The sequence below is a fragment of the Cupriavidus cauae genome, from assembly GCF_008632125.1.
Classification (GTDB): domain Bacteria; phylum Pseudomonadota; class Gammaproteobacteria; order Burkholderiales; family Burkholderiaceae; genus Cupriavidus; species Cupriavidus cauae.
In genome coordinates, this window is record NZ_VWRN01000053.1 from 22,785 (window position 1) to 37,219 (window position 14,435).

The window sequence follows — 14,435 nt, forward strand, 5'->3', positions numbered from 1 at the left end:
ATCGGGAACTGGCGCGTCGTGCGCTACCAGTTGCGTTTCTGTTTTGCCACGCGCAGGAACGGACGGACAAAGAGCTGGAACAGGAAGCGCTGGACAAGATAGCGCCGCAGATAATAGCCGATGCTCCGCCGAGCCTTGTCGGTTGCGTCCAGTGGCGCACGGTGATCCTCGAGCGACGATGCGGCGGCCAGTTCCGTCAGGCCGATGCAATATGGCACCACCGCGCGCACTTCGATCAGGCCGCGCCGCTCGAAGGCGGACCAGTAATCGGCGGCGCACCAGACCGGCTGCAGGCCTTCCAGCAGACGCTGCGCCGCAGCCCTGCTAATTACGTAACCGTGCGCGCGCCACCATTCGCCGTAGCGACGAACGAGCTGCCGTTGTCCATCGAGCGGCACTCGACCCCACTGCGTGAACTTATCGACGTGGGACAGCAGCACGGCAACCGGTTCCGCTGGGTCGAGCGTGCGTGCCAGCGCGTCCAGCGTCGCGGGCAGGGCATCGCCGAGCGCTGCATCGTCCTCGAGCACGAGCGCGAAAGGCGAACCATCTTCGAGCATCTGGCGATAGACGCCGAGATGACTCAACGCACAACCCAGTTCTCCGCGCGACAAGGGCCGATATTCGGTGCGTGCCGCGGTCTCGTTGTAGTGCTTCGCGACTTCCCCGTCATCGAGCCGTCGTCCATCGACTGCGTGGAAGAGCCGGTATGGCACGCCAAGCTCGTCGAGCTGGGCGCCGATGCGCGCGCGCCGCTCGGCGGCATGCTCCATATTGATGACATAAGCGGGGATCACGGACACACGGCCTCGCTTTGCCCTTTGCGGCCCACCACCAAGGCGAAGCATGCGGCCATGTTGACGACGTAGAAGGCATTGGTCATCGCGATATAGAACATGCTTTCGGTCAGTCCGAAGACGAGGAAGCCGACGGCGGTAGCGAGCCCCATGGCGGCGGCGATGCTGGCGGTGCCGTCCGGACAGCGCAGGTGCCGCAGAAAGTAGGCCATCGGCACCAAATACAGCGCAAGGACGGCAATCAGGCCCGGCACGCCAAGCGTCGCCGCGGCGTACAACAGGTCATTGTGGGAATGATCGAAGGCAGCAGCCGTCGGCGTCACCACCCCGCGCCGCACAAGTTCGGACAAAGCGGCGGCCCAATTGTCGGGACCGACCCCCGTCAGCGGATGTTCGGCTAGCAGTAGCATCGAGCCGCGCCACAGTTGCAGCCGGATGCCCTCCGAGGTGTCCCGCACATTGGCTTCCATGTACCCTGCCAAGCTGCGCACCGCGTCATGCACCCGTGTGGTCACGACCTCGCTGCTATAGCCAAGTACGCCAATAACCGCCAGCAGCAACAGCAGCAAGCGCCAGCGGTTGCGCACCGTCAGGCGGCGCGAGGACATCAGCACGATCAGCAGCAGGATGGGAATCGCGATCCAGCTTCCCCTGGTCGCGCTGAGGTAGGACGTGTAGATTGCAGCCAGCCCCGCAAACACCTTCAACGCAATCTGCAGCCACTCGTCGCGGCGGTTCCAGCCGATTGATATCCAAGCCAGGATACCCATGGTCAGCGACAGGTTGGCGAAAGGAATGACATTGTTCACGCCGACATGACTCGGCCGGCCGTGGGCAGCCGCGACATGGATCCAAACGGCGGAGCCGATGGCCCCGACCACCAGTCCCCATTGCATCAGGCGCACGGCGCCGCCCAGCCTTAGAAAGCCGCAGGCCAGCAGGGCGAACAAAGCGAAACGCGAATAAACGTAAGGGATGCCGGGTATTCCCTGCCAGTGGACGAGTTGATGGAACAGAAGGGCCACGGGCAAGCCCGCCATGCCGACCACCATCGGCCAATGGCATCCAACCAGGCGCCACTCCCGCTCGCCATTACGCGGTGGGACGACGAGCACCCAAAGTCCCCAGACCAACAGTACGGTAAAGCCAGTGTTTGCTGCGGACGGGAATCGCAGCAACAGCGCTGGAAAAGCGACCAGGGCGGCACAGGCTATTGCGGACCAAATTTTCTCCACCCCGCCGAGGCGGGACATCGGGGCAATCGTCATCAATACGGTTTGGCGTTGGACGGCGCGCGTCGAGTGATCGGGACACACGGCCGGGCAGCCGCAGGATGCGCAATATCGCTGCGGTAGAATCAGCGCTTTCTCAAGCGCAGGCAGTCCCTGGAGCTGATCCGGCCCTGCGCATATCTGATCCGCCCACGCGACGGAATCTGTTGGTTATGAAAATCTCGGTGGTCATCATCACCAGGAATGAATCGCGCAATATCGCGGCGTGCCTGGACAGCGTTGCCTGGTGCGACGAGCGGATTATAGTGGATTGGTCTAGCGAGGACGACACGGTCGCCCTAGCACGTGCCGCTGGCGCCACTGTCATCCAGACGGAGGACTGGCCGGGCTTCGGTCCACAGAAGAATCGCGCCATCGCCGCAGCCACGGGGGACTGGATCCTGAGCATCGATGCCGACGAGCGTGTCACCCCCGCTCTACGGCGGGAAATCGAGACGCATCTGGACGATGGCAGTGGCGCCGCGCTGGCGCTGCCGCGCCTGTCCGCGTTCTGCGGCACCTTCGTCCGCCATGCCGGCTGGTATCCCGATTACGTGACCCGGGTGTTCCGCCGCAACCGGGGTCGCTTCACCGACGATCTGGTGCACGAGCACCTGCGAGTCGAAGACCCCATCGTCCGGCTGCGCGAACCGCTGATCCACCACAGCTATCGAAGCTACGCCGATGTGCTGCGCAAGATCGACACCTATTCCAGCGCGGGGGCCCAGCAGGCGTTCCAGCGGGGCAAGCGCAGCTCGATCGCCGGTGCGGCGGGGCACGGTCTCTGGGCCTTCGTTCGCACCTATCTGCTCAAGCGTGGCTTTCTTGACGGCGCCGCCGGCTTTGGGGTGGCGCTGATGAACGCCCAGGCGAGTTACTACAAGTACGCGAAGCTCGTGCAATTGCATGAACAAACCCGGAACCCCCATGACGGCTGATTCGCTGAAATTCGGCATTGCATGCAACCGCTTTGGCGCCGGTGGTGGGCTCGAGCGCTACGCCTTGGACATCGCCGCCGCCATAGCGGCCCGCTCTCCCCGGCCGGTGGCGGTCTACGCGCGCAAGTTCGATGCCGCAGAGGCCGGTGGCAAGACCATCGAAGGACACCGGATCAACGTATCGATGCTGCCCGGTAAATGGCGCGACCATGTTTTCTCGTGGCGTCTGCAGACGTTGAAGCGCCACAGCGACGTACTGATCGGGTGCAACCGCGTACGCGGCGCCGATCTGGCGATTTGCGGCGGCACCCATCGAGGCTATCTTGCCGCGCGCGGCAAAGCCCCGAGTCTGGCTGACCGCTGGCAAATCCGGCTCGAGAGCGATCAGTACGCGGGCGCCAGCACGGTGGTGGCGCACTCGGCGCTGATGCGCAGCGAGCTGGTATCCCTGTATGGCATCGCCGAGGACCGCATCGCGCTGCTGTACCCGCCAGTCGATACGCGCCGCTTCACCCCGGTGGACGCGTCCCAGCGACAGTCGCTCCGCCGCAAGCACGGCTTTGCCGATGACGAGTTGGTCTTCCTCTTTCCTTCGTCAGGCCACGCGCGCAAGGGCCTGGACCTGCTGGCCCGGCATTTCGCCATATTACACGCGGAGTCGAACCTCCCTGTCACCCTTGCCGTAGCCGGCCGACCTGTAGGACGGCCGTTGCCACGCGTGCGCGAAATGGGCTATGTCAGCGATATCGAATCCCTGTATCGGGCAGCAGACTACACAGTCCTCGCATCCGACTACGAGCCGTTCGGTCTGGTCGGCGTGGAGTCGGTGCTGTGTGGCACGCCACTGGTGTTCGCCGACAACATCGCATGCCTGGAAGTCATCGCGCCGCAAGCGGTGCTCCCGTTCTCGCGGACGGACGACGACAGCGTCGCCGCCGCGCTGCGCGAGGCCGTCCGGCGCGTACGCGACGGACAGGCCCGCATCGACGTGCCACTGAGCTTGCTGCGCTACGATCCGGACGTCGGCCGCCATGCCGAGGCACTGATGGCGCTGGCCGAAAAGGCGCGCCAGCGTTGAAGCGCCAGCCCGCCTGACTGCCTCACTCGTACAGCGTACTGACACACTCCGGCGACAGCGCCGCCCGCAACGCCGCCAGCGTGTCGTCCGACGGCACCACCTGCCACGCCTGGCCCAGCACCGCCTCGCAGACCGCCGAGGCGCTGGCGTACTGGATGCAGACCGGCAGCCCGGGGCTGCCCGCCGACGCGGCCAGATGCGGGGTCAGCAGCTCGCGCAGCATCGCGGTCGACGAATTGCCGTTCAGCGACAGCTTCAGCGCGCGCGCGTTGCGGATCCGCGCGGTGGTCAGGTCCATCACGGTTTCCGCGGTGAAGCGCACCCCGCCGGTGAAGGTGTCGTGGCGGGCATTGCCCTGCGCGATCAGCAGTTCGTCCTCGCGGAACATGTGCCGGTTGGCGTCGAACAGCTCGTTGAACACCGTCATCTCGATCTGCCCGGTGCCGTCGTCGAGCAGCACGATCAGCATCTTGCCGCGCTGCGTCATCTGCGTGCGGATGCCGGTGATCACGCCGGCGACCATCTTGCCGCGCACGTCGCGACCGTAGCCGCCGCCGTTGCCCTGCACTTCCTTTTCCAGCGACGCCAGCGTGCCCTTGACGAAGCGCCGCACCTCGTCGCGATAGGCGTCGAACAGGTGGCCGGAGAAGTAGTAGCCGAGCGCCTGCTTTTCCTCCTGCAGCATCCGCTTCGGCGTCCAGGCCGGCTCGTCGATCAGCTCCGGGCGGTGCGCATCGCCGTCGTCGGCCATCAGGTCGAACAGCGACACCTGGTTGGCCGACTCGGCCTTCTGCTCCGCGGCCTCCATCGCGCGCGGCACCGAGGCCAGCAGCTGGGCGCGGTTCGGATGCAGCGTGTCGAAGGCGCCGGCGCGGATCAGCGCCTCGATCGTGCGGCGGTTGACCTGGCGGCGGTCGACGCGCTCGCAGAAGTCGAACAGGTCGGTGAACGGCCGTTCCTCGCGCGCGCGCAGGATGTCCTCGATCGCGCCCTGGCCGGAACCCTTGATGCCGCCCAGGCCGTAGCGGATCGTCTTCGCATCGGTCGGCGCGAAGCGGTATTCGCTGGCGTTGACGTCCGGCGGCAGCACGCGCAGCCCGTTGGCGCGGCAATCCTCGTAGAGGATCTTGACCTTGTCGGTGTCGTCCATCGCCAGCGACATGTTGGCCGCCATGAATTCGGCCGGATGGTGCGCCTTCAGCCAGGCCGTGTAGTACGCCAGCAAGGCATAGGCGGCCGCGTGCGACTTGTTGAAGCCGTAGCCGGCGAACTTCTCCATCAGGTCGAAGATCTCGTCGGCCTTGTCGGCCGACAGCCCGTTCTTCGCCGCGCCCTCGCGGAACAGCTCGCGATGCTTGGCCATCTCCTCGGGCTTCTTCTTGCCCATCGCGCGGCGCAGCAGGTCGGCACCGCCGAGCGAGTAGCCGCCGATGATCTGCGCCATCTGCATCACCTGCTCCTGATAGACCATGATGCCGTAGGTCTCTTTCAGGACGGGTTCGACGCGCGGGTCCGGATATTCCACCTTCTCGCGGCCGTGCTTGCGCGCGCAGAAGCTGGGGATCAGGTCCATCGGGCCGGGGCGGTACAGCGACACCAGCGCGATGATGTCCTCGAAGCGGTCGGGCTTGGCGTCCTTGAGCATGCCCTGCATGCCGCGGCTTTCCAGCTGGAACACCGCCACCGTGTTGGCGGACTTCAGGATGTCGAAGGCGGCCGGATCGTCGAGCGGGATCTGGCTGCAGTTCCAGTCGGCCTTGCCCGGATCGAGCCGGCGGATGTAGCGCTCGGCCCAGTCGAGGATGGTCAGCGTGGTCAGGCCCAGAAAGTCGAACTTGACCAGGCCCGCCGCCTCGACGTCGTCCTTGTCGTACTGGCTGACCACGCCGCTCATGCCGTCGTTCTGGCCGCCCTGCGTGTACAGCGGGCAGAAGTCGGTCAGCTTGCCCGGCGCGATCAGCACGCCGCCGGCGTGCATGCCGACGTTGCGGGTCATGCCTTCGACGCGCTGCGCCAGTTCGAGCAGCTGGCGCACTTCCTCTTCGTTGTTTTCGCGCTCGGTCAGCAGCGGCTCTTCCTTCTTGGCCTCCTCGATCGTCACCAGCTTGCCCGGCTTGAACGGGATCAGCTTGGCCACGCCGTCGACGAAGTTGTAGCCCAGGTCGAGCACGCGGCCGACGTCGCGCACCGCGGCCTTGGCGGCCATGGTGCCGAAGGTGGCGATCTGCGACACCGCGTCCTTGCCGTACTTCTCCTTGACGTACTGGATCACGCGATCGCGGCCGTGCTGGCAGAAGTCGATATCGAAGTCGGGCATCGACACCCGCTCCGGATTCAGGAAACGCTCGAACAGCAGCGCGTACTTGAGCGGATCGAGGTCGGTGATGCCGAGCGCGTAGGCGACCAGCGAGCCGGCACCCGAGCCGCGACCCGGGCCGACCGGCACGCCGTTGCTCTTGGCCCAGTTGATGAAGTCCGCCACGATCAGGAAGTAGCCGGGGAACCCCATCTTGATGATGATGCCGGTCTCGAATTCCAGCCGCGCGTAGTACTCGGGGCGCCTGGCCTCGCGCGTCGCCTCGTCGGGGAACAGCACCTCCAGACGGCGCTCCAGCCCCTCCTTCGACATGTGCACGAGATAGTCGTCAAGCGACATGCCGTCCGGCGTCGGGAACAGCGGCAGGCGCGGCTTGCCGAGCTCGAGCGTCAGGTTGCAGCGGCGCGCGATCTGCACCGCATTCTCGAGCGCGGACGGGATGTCGGCGAACAGCGCGCACATCTCGTCCTGCGTCTTGAAATACTGGTCGGTGGTGAAGCGGCGCACGCGGCGCGGATTGGCCAGCAGCTCGCCCTCGGCGATACAGACGCGCGCCTCGTGCGCGGTATGGTCGTCGGGGGTCATGAACTGCACCGGATGCGTCGCGACCACCGGCAGCTGCAGCGCCGCGGCCAGCTGCACCGCGCGTTGCACATAGGCCTCGGTGCCCGGATGGCCGGCGCGCTGCAGCTCGATGTAATAGCGCTGCGGGAAGACCGTGGCCCAGTGCCGGGCGGCACGCTGCGCGGCGGCGTCGTTGCCGTTGGCCAGGGCCTGGCCGACGTCGCCGCCCATCGCGCCGGACAGCGCGATCAGGCCCGTCGACAGCGGCAGGCCGTCCTCGCCGGGTTCCTCGAGCCAGGTCGGCTCGAGCTCGGCGCGGCCGCGGTACTGGTTCGACAGCCAGGCGCGCGACAGCAGCACGCACAGGTTCAGGTAGCCGCGCCGGTCCTGCACCAGCAGCAGCATGCGCGCGGGCTTGTCGCGATCGTCGGCGTTGGTCAGCCAGACGTCGGCGCCGACGATGGGCTTGACGCCACCGCCGCGCGCCTCCTTGTAGAAGCGGATCAGGCCGAAGGCGTTGGCGAGGTCGGTCAGCGCAAGCGCGCCCATGCCGTCGGCGGCGGCGGCCTTGACCGCATCCTCGAGGCGGACGATGCCGTCGACGATCGAGTATTCGGAATGGAGGCGGAGATGTACGAAGCGGGGCGAAGACATGGGCGCCATTGTACCGGCGCGAGCTCGCGGCCGGGCCGCCGGCGGGCGACGAAATCCGCTGCGGCACGCCAGGCGATGGCGAGGCGATGGCGGTGCGAGGCGGGCGGCGGTGTCGGGCACGGTGGCAGGGTGCGGTGGCTGCGTGCGGTGGGTGGGTGCTGTGGGTGGGGGCTGTGGCTGGGGGCTGTGGCTGGGGGCTGTGGCTGGGGGCTGTGGCTGGGGGCTGTGGCTGGGGGCTGTGGCTGGGGGCTGTGGCTGGGGGCTGTGGTTGGGGGCGGTGGTCGGGCGCGATCCCGCGCGCCGGGCCGACCCGCTATAATTTCGTGTTTCCCATCAGGCAGTCATGGCGGCACGCGATGCCCACGGCGCCGCGCGACGCGCGGACCGATCCCCGCACGCGCCCCATCCCGCCACGCCGTGCTCCGCAGTCCATGCAGATCGTCAATATTTCCGCCTACAAGTTCGTCACGCTGAACGACATCGAGACGCTGCGCGCCGCCTTGCGCGAGCGCTGCGAGGCGGCCGCGCTCAAGGGCACCGTGCTGCTCGCCCCGGAAGGGATCAACCTGTTCCTGGCGGGCAGCCGCGAAGGCATCGACGATGTGGTGGGCTGGCTGCGCGCCGATCCGCGCTTCGCCGATCTGGAGCCGAAGGAGAGCCTGTCGGAGACCCAGCCATTCAAGCGGATGCTGGTGCGGATCAAGCGCGAGATCATCACGATGAAGATGCCGCTGATCCGGCCCGAGGAAGGCCGCGCGCCGTCGGTGCGCCCTGCCGACCTCAAGCGCTGGCTCGACCAGGGCCATGACGACGAAGGCCGGCCGGTGGTGATGCTCGACACGCGCAACGCCTTCGAGGTCGCGGTCGGCACCTTCGAGCAGGCGGTCGACTACGGGCTGCAGAAGTTCAGCGACTTCCCGGCCGTGGTGGCGGAGCACAAGGACGAGTTCGCCGGCAAGACCGTGGTGTCGTTCTGCACCGGCGGCATCCGCTGCGAGAAGGGCGCGATCCACATGCAGCAGGCCGGCATCGAGCGCGTCTATCAGCTCGAGGGCGGCATCCTGAAGTACTTCGAGGAGGTCGGCGGGAGCCACTATCGCGGCGACTGCTTCGTCTTCGACTACCGCACCGCGCTCAATCCCGAGCTGCAACCGGCCGGACCCAAGCAGTGCTTTGCCTGCCGTGCGGTGGTCACGCCGGAGGAGCAGCAGAGCCCGCACTATGTGGTCGGCGTCAGCTGTCCGCACTGCCATCCGCAGCGCGCGGCGCAGGGCGAGTCCGAATCGAAGCAGGAAGGGAAAGCGGCGCAGGCCTGATCGGCGCCTCGCCGTCGTCAGGGATGCGGCTGTGCGCTAGGCCGCCAGCAGATGGTACAGATTGCGCAGCATGCCCGCGGTCGCACCCCAGATGAAGCGATGTCCCCCGCCTTCGCGCGGATACGGCATCGCATAGAACATCCGCTCGCCGTCGACCCAGCGGAACAGCCGCCGCTGGTGGTGCGACGGGTCCATCAGGAAGGCCAGCGGCACCTCGAACACATCGGCCACCTCGCGCGCATCGGGGCGCAGCGCGAAGCCGTCGCGCACCAGGCCTACCACCGGACTGACATGGAAGCCCGTGCCGGTGATGTAGTCCGGCAGCGCGCCCAGCACCTCGACGTAATCCCGGTCCAGCCCGATCTCTTCCTCCGTTTCCCGCAGCGCGGTGGCGACCCGATTGATGTCCTCGGGCTCCCAGCGGCCGCCCGGAAAGCTGATCTGCCCCGCGTGGGCGCTCAGGTTCGCATTGCGCTGCGTCAGCAGCACGGTCAGGCCGTCGGCGCGCTGCACCAGCGGCACCAGCACCGCGGCGTCGCGCAGGCTCTGCTTGGGGTCGTAGGCGCGCGACTCGTCGGTCAGCTCCGGCTGCCAGGCCGGCGGAGTCAGGAAGCGATGGCGGATGAAGTCCGGCCGCAGGCGCGGCTCGGAAAGCGGTGGGTGCTGGCTGTCGACCGAGACGATCGGCAGCGATTCGGGATCGAAGGCGGGGCGCATAGCGGCACAAGTATGACAGACCTCGCCGCGGGGCATCGGCGGGGCCGGCGGCATGCGAGGCGCGTCCGGCATGCCGGGCATGTTCGGCGTGCTCGGCATGTTCGGCGTGCTCGGCGGGCTCGGCGGGCTCGGCGTGCTTGGCGTATGCAGCGGGCTCGGCATGCTGGCCGCACGCATGCCCCATGCCGTCACCCTGCGGCCACCATGCAAAAAGGGCACCCGAAGGTGCCCTTGAAGACGGAGCGCGAACCCCGTCCATCGCTCCGGCCGGCGTGCCGGCCAGGCGCTGCGTCTTACTCGGCAGCCGCGACCTTGGAGGCCTTGGTGACGAGCTTTTCCTTGATGCGAGCGGACTTGCCCGAACGCTGGCGCAGATAGTACAGCTTGGCGCGGCGCACATCGCCGCGGCGCTTGACTTCGATGCCGGCGATCAGCGGCGAGTACAGCTGGAACGTACGCTCCACGCCCTCACCCGACGAGATCTTGCGCACGATGAAGGACGAATTCAGGCCACGGTTGCGCTTGGCGATCACCACGCCTTCGTAGGCCTGCACGCGCTTGCGGTTGCCTTCGACCACGTTCACGTTGACGACAACGGTGTCGCCCGGCGCGAATGCGGGGATGGTCTTGTTCGCGGTCAGACGCGCGATCTCTTCCTTCTCGATCTGCTCGATGATGTTCATCGTTTCTTCTCCTGTGCCATCGTGACGGCGTTGCATGCCTCGCCTTCTGGCGTGGCCCCGACAGAGGATGGGGTTTCAACTGGCGGAGGCTTGCCCCCGCCCTTCCTTCGCCGCCCACTCCGACAGGAATTTCTCGTCGGCCTTGGTCAGCAAACCTTGGCGGCGCGCGGACTCGATCAGGTCGGGCCGCTTGCGCGCCGTATTGGCCAGCGCCTGGTGGCGCCGCCATTTTTCGATCTCGGCATGATGGCCGCCGAGCAGTATCTCGGGGACCCGCATGCCTTCGTATTCCTCGGGCCGCGTGTAATGCGGACAATCGAGCAGCCCGTTGACGAAGCTGTCCTGCACCGCCGACTGCGCGTCGCCCAGCACGCCGGGCAGCAGACGCACCACCGCGTCGATCAGCGCCATCGCCGGCAGCTCGCCGCCCGACAGCACGAAATCGCCGAGGCTGATTTCCTCGTCGACGCGACGGTCGATCAGGCGCTGGTCGATCGCCTCGTAGCGGCCGCAGATCAGCACCAGACCGGGACGCCGCGCCAGCTCGACCACCTTGGCGTGCGTCAGCGGCGCGCCCTGCGGCGACATCAGCACCACGTGGGAGGCGCTGGCACCGTCGCCGGTACCTGGATCGGCACCGGCACCGGCAAAGGCATCGGCCTGCGCCGCGACGGCGGCGTCGATCGCGTCCTCCAGCGGCCTGGCCAGCATCACCATGCCCGGTCCGCCCCCATAGGGACGGTCGTCGATGGTGCGGTAGTTGTCCGTGGTGAAGTCCCGCGGATTCCAGCTGCGCAGCGTATAGCGCTGCTGCTTGGCGGCCCGGCTGGTGATGCCCCAGTCGGTCAGCGCGCGGAACATCTCCGGGAACAGCGTGATCACGTCGAACTGCATCGGTCTCACTCCTGTTCCGTTGCCTGCCGTTGCCTTGCCCTTGCCTTGCTGCTGTTGCTGCTTTTGCTGCGGCGGCTAGTAGTCCAGCCCCCAGTCCACCACGATGCGCCGCGCCTCGATATCGACGTGCCGCAGATAGGCGTCGACGAAGGGAATCAGACGCTCGCCGGGCTTGCCGTCCGGCAGCGCGTAGGCAACCTGCAGGATCTGGTGGGCGCCGTTGTCGATCAGCCCGGCGACTTCGCCCAGGGCTTCGCCCTGCTCGTTGCTCACCGTGCAGCCGATCAGATCGACCCAGTAAAACTCGTTCTCTTCGGGCGCGGGGAAATCCTCGCGCCGGATCCAGACGCGACGCCCCTTGAGCGCCTCGGCCAGATTGCGGTCCGCCACACCGGACGCCTGCGCCACCACGGTGCCGCTATGCTCGCGCGACTGCGCGATCTTCAGGCACAGCGGCCCCGCTTCGCGGGCCGCCGACTGGGCCACCGGCCGCGAAGCCGGAGCCTCGGGCTGCAGCAGCCACCAGCGCCGCGCATGCAGCAAGGCGCCGGCATCCTGCGCATGGGGCTGGACCTTGATCCAGCCGCGCACGCCATAGGCCGCGGCGACATAGCCGACCTCGATCAGGTCGTCGGGCAGGGCCTGCCCATACACCAGCGCGGCCGGGATGCGGGCCTCGCGTGGCGTGCCGGTCCCTGTTCCGGGCCCGGTGGCACCGGGCGGCACGTTCAACGGCCGCCGTTGCGCGCCGCGCGCGGACGTGGTCACGGCAGACTACCGGTAGCGGCAGCGTAAATCAGGCAGCGGCCTTGGCGGCGTTCTGCTTGACCAGACGGGCAACGGTCGGCGACAGTTGGGCGCCAACGCCTTGCCAGTAGGTCAGGCGGTCTTGCGCCAGGCGCAGACCTTCTTCGCCTTGCGAAGCCAGCGGGTTGTAGAAGCCGATACGCTCGATGAAACGGCCGTCGCGGCGGTTGCGCGAGTCGGCTGCAACGATATTGAAGAACGGGCGCTTCTTGCTGCCGCCACGGGCCAGACGGATTACGACCATGGGTGAATTCCTCGAAAAACGGGGTGTGCGAACACGAAACGCAAGAGTATAGCCCAAATACTGAGGCCAAACAAACACTTAGGGTGGCCGACGGCGGGGCAGGCCAATTGACGGCCGCGTCACGCCTCGGCATCGTGGCAAAAACACCAAACGCAGGAGGGGTCGTGCGCTACCTTAGTCACTTTTCCACCGTCCTGGCCGGGCTTGCCGCCCTGCTGTCCCAGGCGATCACGCCAGCCGCGCACGCCGAATCGCTCGAGCAGATCCAGCTGCCGCCGGGCTTTCGCATCGAGCGGCTGACCGACGCCGTGCCGGAAGCGCGCGGCATGACCTTTTCGCCGGGCGGCACACTGTACGTCGGCAGCCGCGGCGCCGGCAAGGTCTACGCGGTACAGGCGCCGCTGAGCGGCAAGCCGGTGGTCCACACCGTCGCCAGCGGCCTGACGCTGCCGATCGGCGTGGCCTGGCGCGACGGCGCGCTCTATACCTCCTCGGTCTCGCGCATCCTGCGCCTGGACGGCATCGAACAGCGCCTGTCCAACCCGCCCAAGCCGGTCGTCATCAACAACCAGCTGCCCAGCGAGACCCACCACGGCGGGCGTTTCATCGCCTTCGGCCCCGACGGCTACCTGTACGTGCCGATCGGCGCGCCGTGCAATGTCTGCGCGCGCGACGAGGGCCGCTACGCCAACGTGATGAAGATGAAGCCGGATGGCTCGGACCTGCAGGTCGTGGCCAAAGGCGTGCGCAACACGGTCGGCTTCGACTGGCATCCGACCACAGGCGAGCTGTGGTTCACCGACAACGGCCGCGACTGGCTCGGCGACGACCAGCCGCCGGACGAACTGAACCGGGCCCCGCGCGCGGGCATGCACTTCGGCTTTCCGTATTGCCACGCCGGCGACCTGCGCGATCCCGAATTCGGCAAGCAGCGGCCCTGCTCGTCGTTCGAGCCACCGGTGGCCCGGCTCGGCCCGCACGTGGCGGCGCTGGGCATGCGCTTCTACACCGGCACGCAGTTCCCCGCCGAATATCGCAACAACATCTTCATTGCGGAGCACGGCAGCTGGAACCGCAGCGAGCGCATCGGTTATCGCATCACGCGCGTGGTGCTCGACGACAGCGGCAAGGCGGTCAGGCAGGAGGTGTTCGCCCAGGGCTGGCTGCAGGACGGTCAACCGTGGGGCAGACCGGCCGATGTCGAGGTCGCGCCCGACGGTTCGTTGCTGGTCAGCGACGATATGGCCGGCGCGATCTACCGCATCCGCTATGCGCCCTAGCGACGCGCGGCGACCGCCCGCGCACCGCCTCGGGCAACGCTCGCGCAGGCGTCGCCGAAGATGAGAACAGACCGCATTCGCAAGCGAAACAATCCGTTACACCGGTAACGGGATTGGCATAGGCGCCTGCTGGCAGCGCTGCGTACCATGATCCCAATCTTCTCGACAACGACAGCAAGCGAAGGCTCTGGGATTCCGCATGCTTTTCCGCTCTCTCCTGCGCGACGCCGCGGCCGCCACCGTGCTGGTGGCGTCGGTGCTCGGCCTTGCGGCCCTGAGCCATGCTCAGGGCGGCTGGTCGCGGCAGGGCGCCGACATGCGGGACGGCTTCGGGGCGCGGCTGCTGCCGACCGGCATGGAGCGCACCGTGATGCGTGCCGAGAGCCCGGACCATGTGCGTGCGCAGATCGAGCGGATGGAAGCCCGAGCACGCGCCGACAGCCGGCTGAACGGGCGCCCCAACCCGCCCAGCGACCGCGGCGCGCCCGAACGTACCCAGACTTCCGAGCGCAGCGCGCAGAACGGCAGCAGCGTGTCCGGCGACAACCGCCCCGCCAATGTCGGACCGGGCTGGCAAGGTTCGGGTCGGGAAACCACCCGCTAGTCCGGATACTTCCCCGCTTTATCGTTTGAAACGGCGACGGCGCTGCGATGACGCTTGCCGTCGCGCGTTTTTGTCGCGCGGCCCGTCGCAGGCTTGCTACTGCCGTTCGCCCTTTGCCGTTCGCCCTTTGCCGTTCGCGCTTTGCCGTTCGCGCTTTGCCGTTCGCGCTTTGCCGTTCGTCGCCGCCGTTCGCCGTCGCCCGTTGCGGCGGCTGGCAAGCGCCTTCGCCGATCGCGATGGCGTCAGAAGCCCGCGCCGGAACTTTCCCCTC

The 14,435-nt window shown here is 67.3% G+C and carries 14 protein-coding genes; 6 read left to right on the top strand and 8 right to left on the bottom strand.

The genetic code is table 11. From position 1 onward, the window contains the following. Positions 1 to 23: 23 nt before the first annotated feature. Together F1599_RS19070 and F1599_RS19075 are read right to left on the bottom strand one after the other, a co-directional pair. The gene (locus F1599_RS19070) at positions 24 to 803 is read right to left on the bottom strand and encodes a glycosyltransferase family 25 protein (protein ID WP_223819764.1); all 780 of its coding nucleotides are present in this window, start codon (positions 801 to 803) and stop codon (positions 24 to 26) included. Then, positions 794 to 2,050, bottom strand: a complete 1,257-nt coding sequence (locus tag F1599_RS19075; RefSeq protein WP_223819765.1) for an O-antigen ligase family protein — start codon at positions 2,048 to 2,050, stop codon at positions 794 to 796. Before F1599_RS19075 ends, F1599_RS19070 begins: the two co-directional genes overlap by 10 nt. A 191-nt stretch (positions 2,051 to 2,241) precedes the next feature. Between F1599_RS19075 and F1599_RS19080 the strand changes: the two genes are divergently transcribed. Both F1599_RS19080 and F1599_RS19085 read left to right on the top strand, forming a co-directional pair. Continuing rightward, positions 2,242 to 3,006, top strand: a complete 765-nt coding sequence (locus F1599_RS19080) for a glycosyltransferase family 2 protein (protein WP_149317920.1) — start codon at positions 2,242 to 2,244, stop codon at positions 3,004 to 3,006. Positions 3,007 to 3,010: 4 nt separating this feature from the next. Beyond that, positions 3,011 to 4,084 (top strand): glycosyltransferase family 4 protein, encoded by a 1,074-nt coding sequence (locus F1599_RS19085; protein ID WP_150084491.1) that lies wholly within the window; start codon positions 3,011 to 3,013, stop codon positions 4,082 to 4,084. Between the two features lie 22 nt (positions 4,085 to 4,106). On the opposite strand, the gene dnaE is transcribed toward F1599_RS19085, so the two are convergent. Beyond that, positions 4,107 to 7,619, bottom strand: a complete 3,513-nt coding sequence (gene dnaE / locus F1599_RS19090; protein WP_150084138.1) for a DNA polymerase III subunit alpha — start codon at positions 7,617 to 7,619, stop codon at positions 4,107 to 4,109. Positions 7,620 to 8,050: 431 nt separating this feature from the next. On the opposite strand from dnaE, the gene F1599_RS19095 reads away from it, so the two are divergent. Further along, positions 8,051 to 8,935, top strand: a complete 885-nt coding sequence (locus F1599_RS19095; RefSeq protein ID WP_149317918.1) for a sulfurtransferase — start codon at positions 8,051 to 8,053, stop codon at positions 8,933 to 8,935. 36 nt (positions 8,936 to 8,971) lie between these two features. On the opposite strand, the gene F1599_RS19100 is transcribed toward F1599_RS19095, so the two are convergent. Then, the gene (locus F1599_RS19100) at positions 8,972 to 9,652 is read right to left on the bottom strand and encodes a CoA pyrophosphatase (RefSeq protein ID WP_149317917.1); all 681 of its coding nucleotides are present in this window, start codon (positions 9,650 to 9,652) and stop codon (positions 8,972 to 8,974) included. Positions 9,653 to 9,722: 70 nt separating this feature from the next. Between F1599_RS19100 and F1599_RS25960 the strand changes: the two genes are divergently transcribed. After that, on the top strand, positions 9,723 to 9,887 hold the full coding sequence (locus F1599_RS25960) for a hypothetical protein (protein ID WP_190286411.1): 165 nt from the start codon (positions 9,723 to 9,725) through the stop codon (positions 9,885 to 9,887). Between the two features lie 58 nt (positions 9,888 to 9,945). On the opposite strand, the gene rplS is transcribed toward F1599_RS25960, so the two are convergent. The 4 genes from rplS to rpsP all read right to left on the bottom strand — a co-directional run bounded on the left by rplS (position 9,946) and on the right by rpsP (position 12,280). After that, on the bottom strand, positions 9,946 to 10,335 hold the full coding sequence (rplS, locus tag F1599_RS19105; RefSeq protein WP_053821338.1) for a 50S ribosomal protein L19: 390 nt from the start codon (positions 10,333 to 10,335) through the stop codon (positions 9,946 to 9,948). Between the two features lie 75 nt (positions 10,336 to 10,410). Then, a complete protein-coding gene (gene trmD / locus F1599_RS19110; RefSeq protein ID WP_150084139.1) occupies positions 10,411 to 11,229 on the bottom strand; it encodes a tRNA (guanosine(37)-N1)-methyltransferase TrmD in 819 nt (272 codons plus the stop codon). Between the two features lie 75 nt (positions 11,230 to 11,304). Continuing rightward, positions 11,305 to 11,997 (bottom strand): ribosome maturation factor RimM, encoded by a 693-nt coding sequence (gene rimM, locus F1599_RS19115; RefSeq protein ID WP_149317914.1) that lies wholly within the window; start codon positions 11,995 to 11,997, stop codon positions 11,305 to 11,307. Positions 11,998 to 12,025: 28 nt separating this feature from the next. Next, positions 12,026 to 12,280, bottom strand: coding sequence for a 30S ribosomal protein S16 (gene rpsP / locus F1599_RS19120; protein WP_149317913.1), 255 nt, complete (start codon positions 12,278 to 12,280; stop codon positions 12,026 to 12,028). A gap of 164 nt (positions 12,281 to 12,444) precedes the next feature. Here rpsP and F1599_RS19125 point away from each other — a divergent pair, with 164 nt between their 5' ends. Both F1599_RS19125 and F1599_RS19130 read left to right on the top strand, forming a co-directional pair. After that, positions 12,445 to 13,560: a PQQ-dependent sugar dehydrogenase gene (locus tag F1599_RS19125; RefSeq protein ID WP_370639566.1), complete on the top strand. Its 1,116-nt coding sequence runs from the start codon at positions 12,445 to 12,447 to the stop codon at positions 13,558 to 13,560. 199 nt (positions 13,561 to 13,759) lie between these two features. Next, positions 13,760 to 14,164: a hypothetical protein gene (locus tag F1599_RS19130; RefSeq protein ID WP_150084140.1), complete on the top strand. Its 405-nt coding sequence runs from the start codon at positions 13,760 to 13,762 to the stop codon at positions 14,162 to 14,164. Positions 14,165 to 14,435 lie beyond the last annotated feature (271 nt).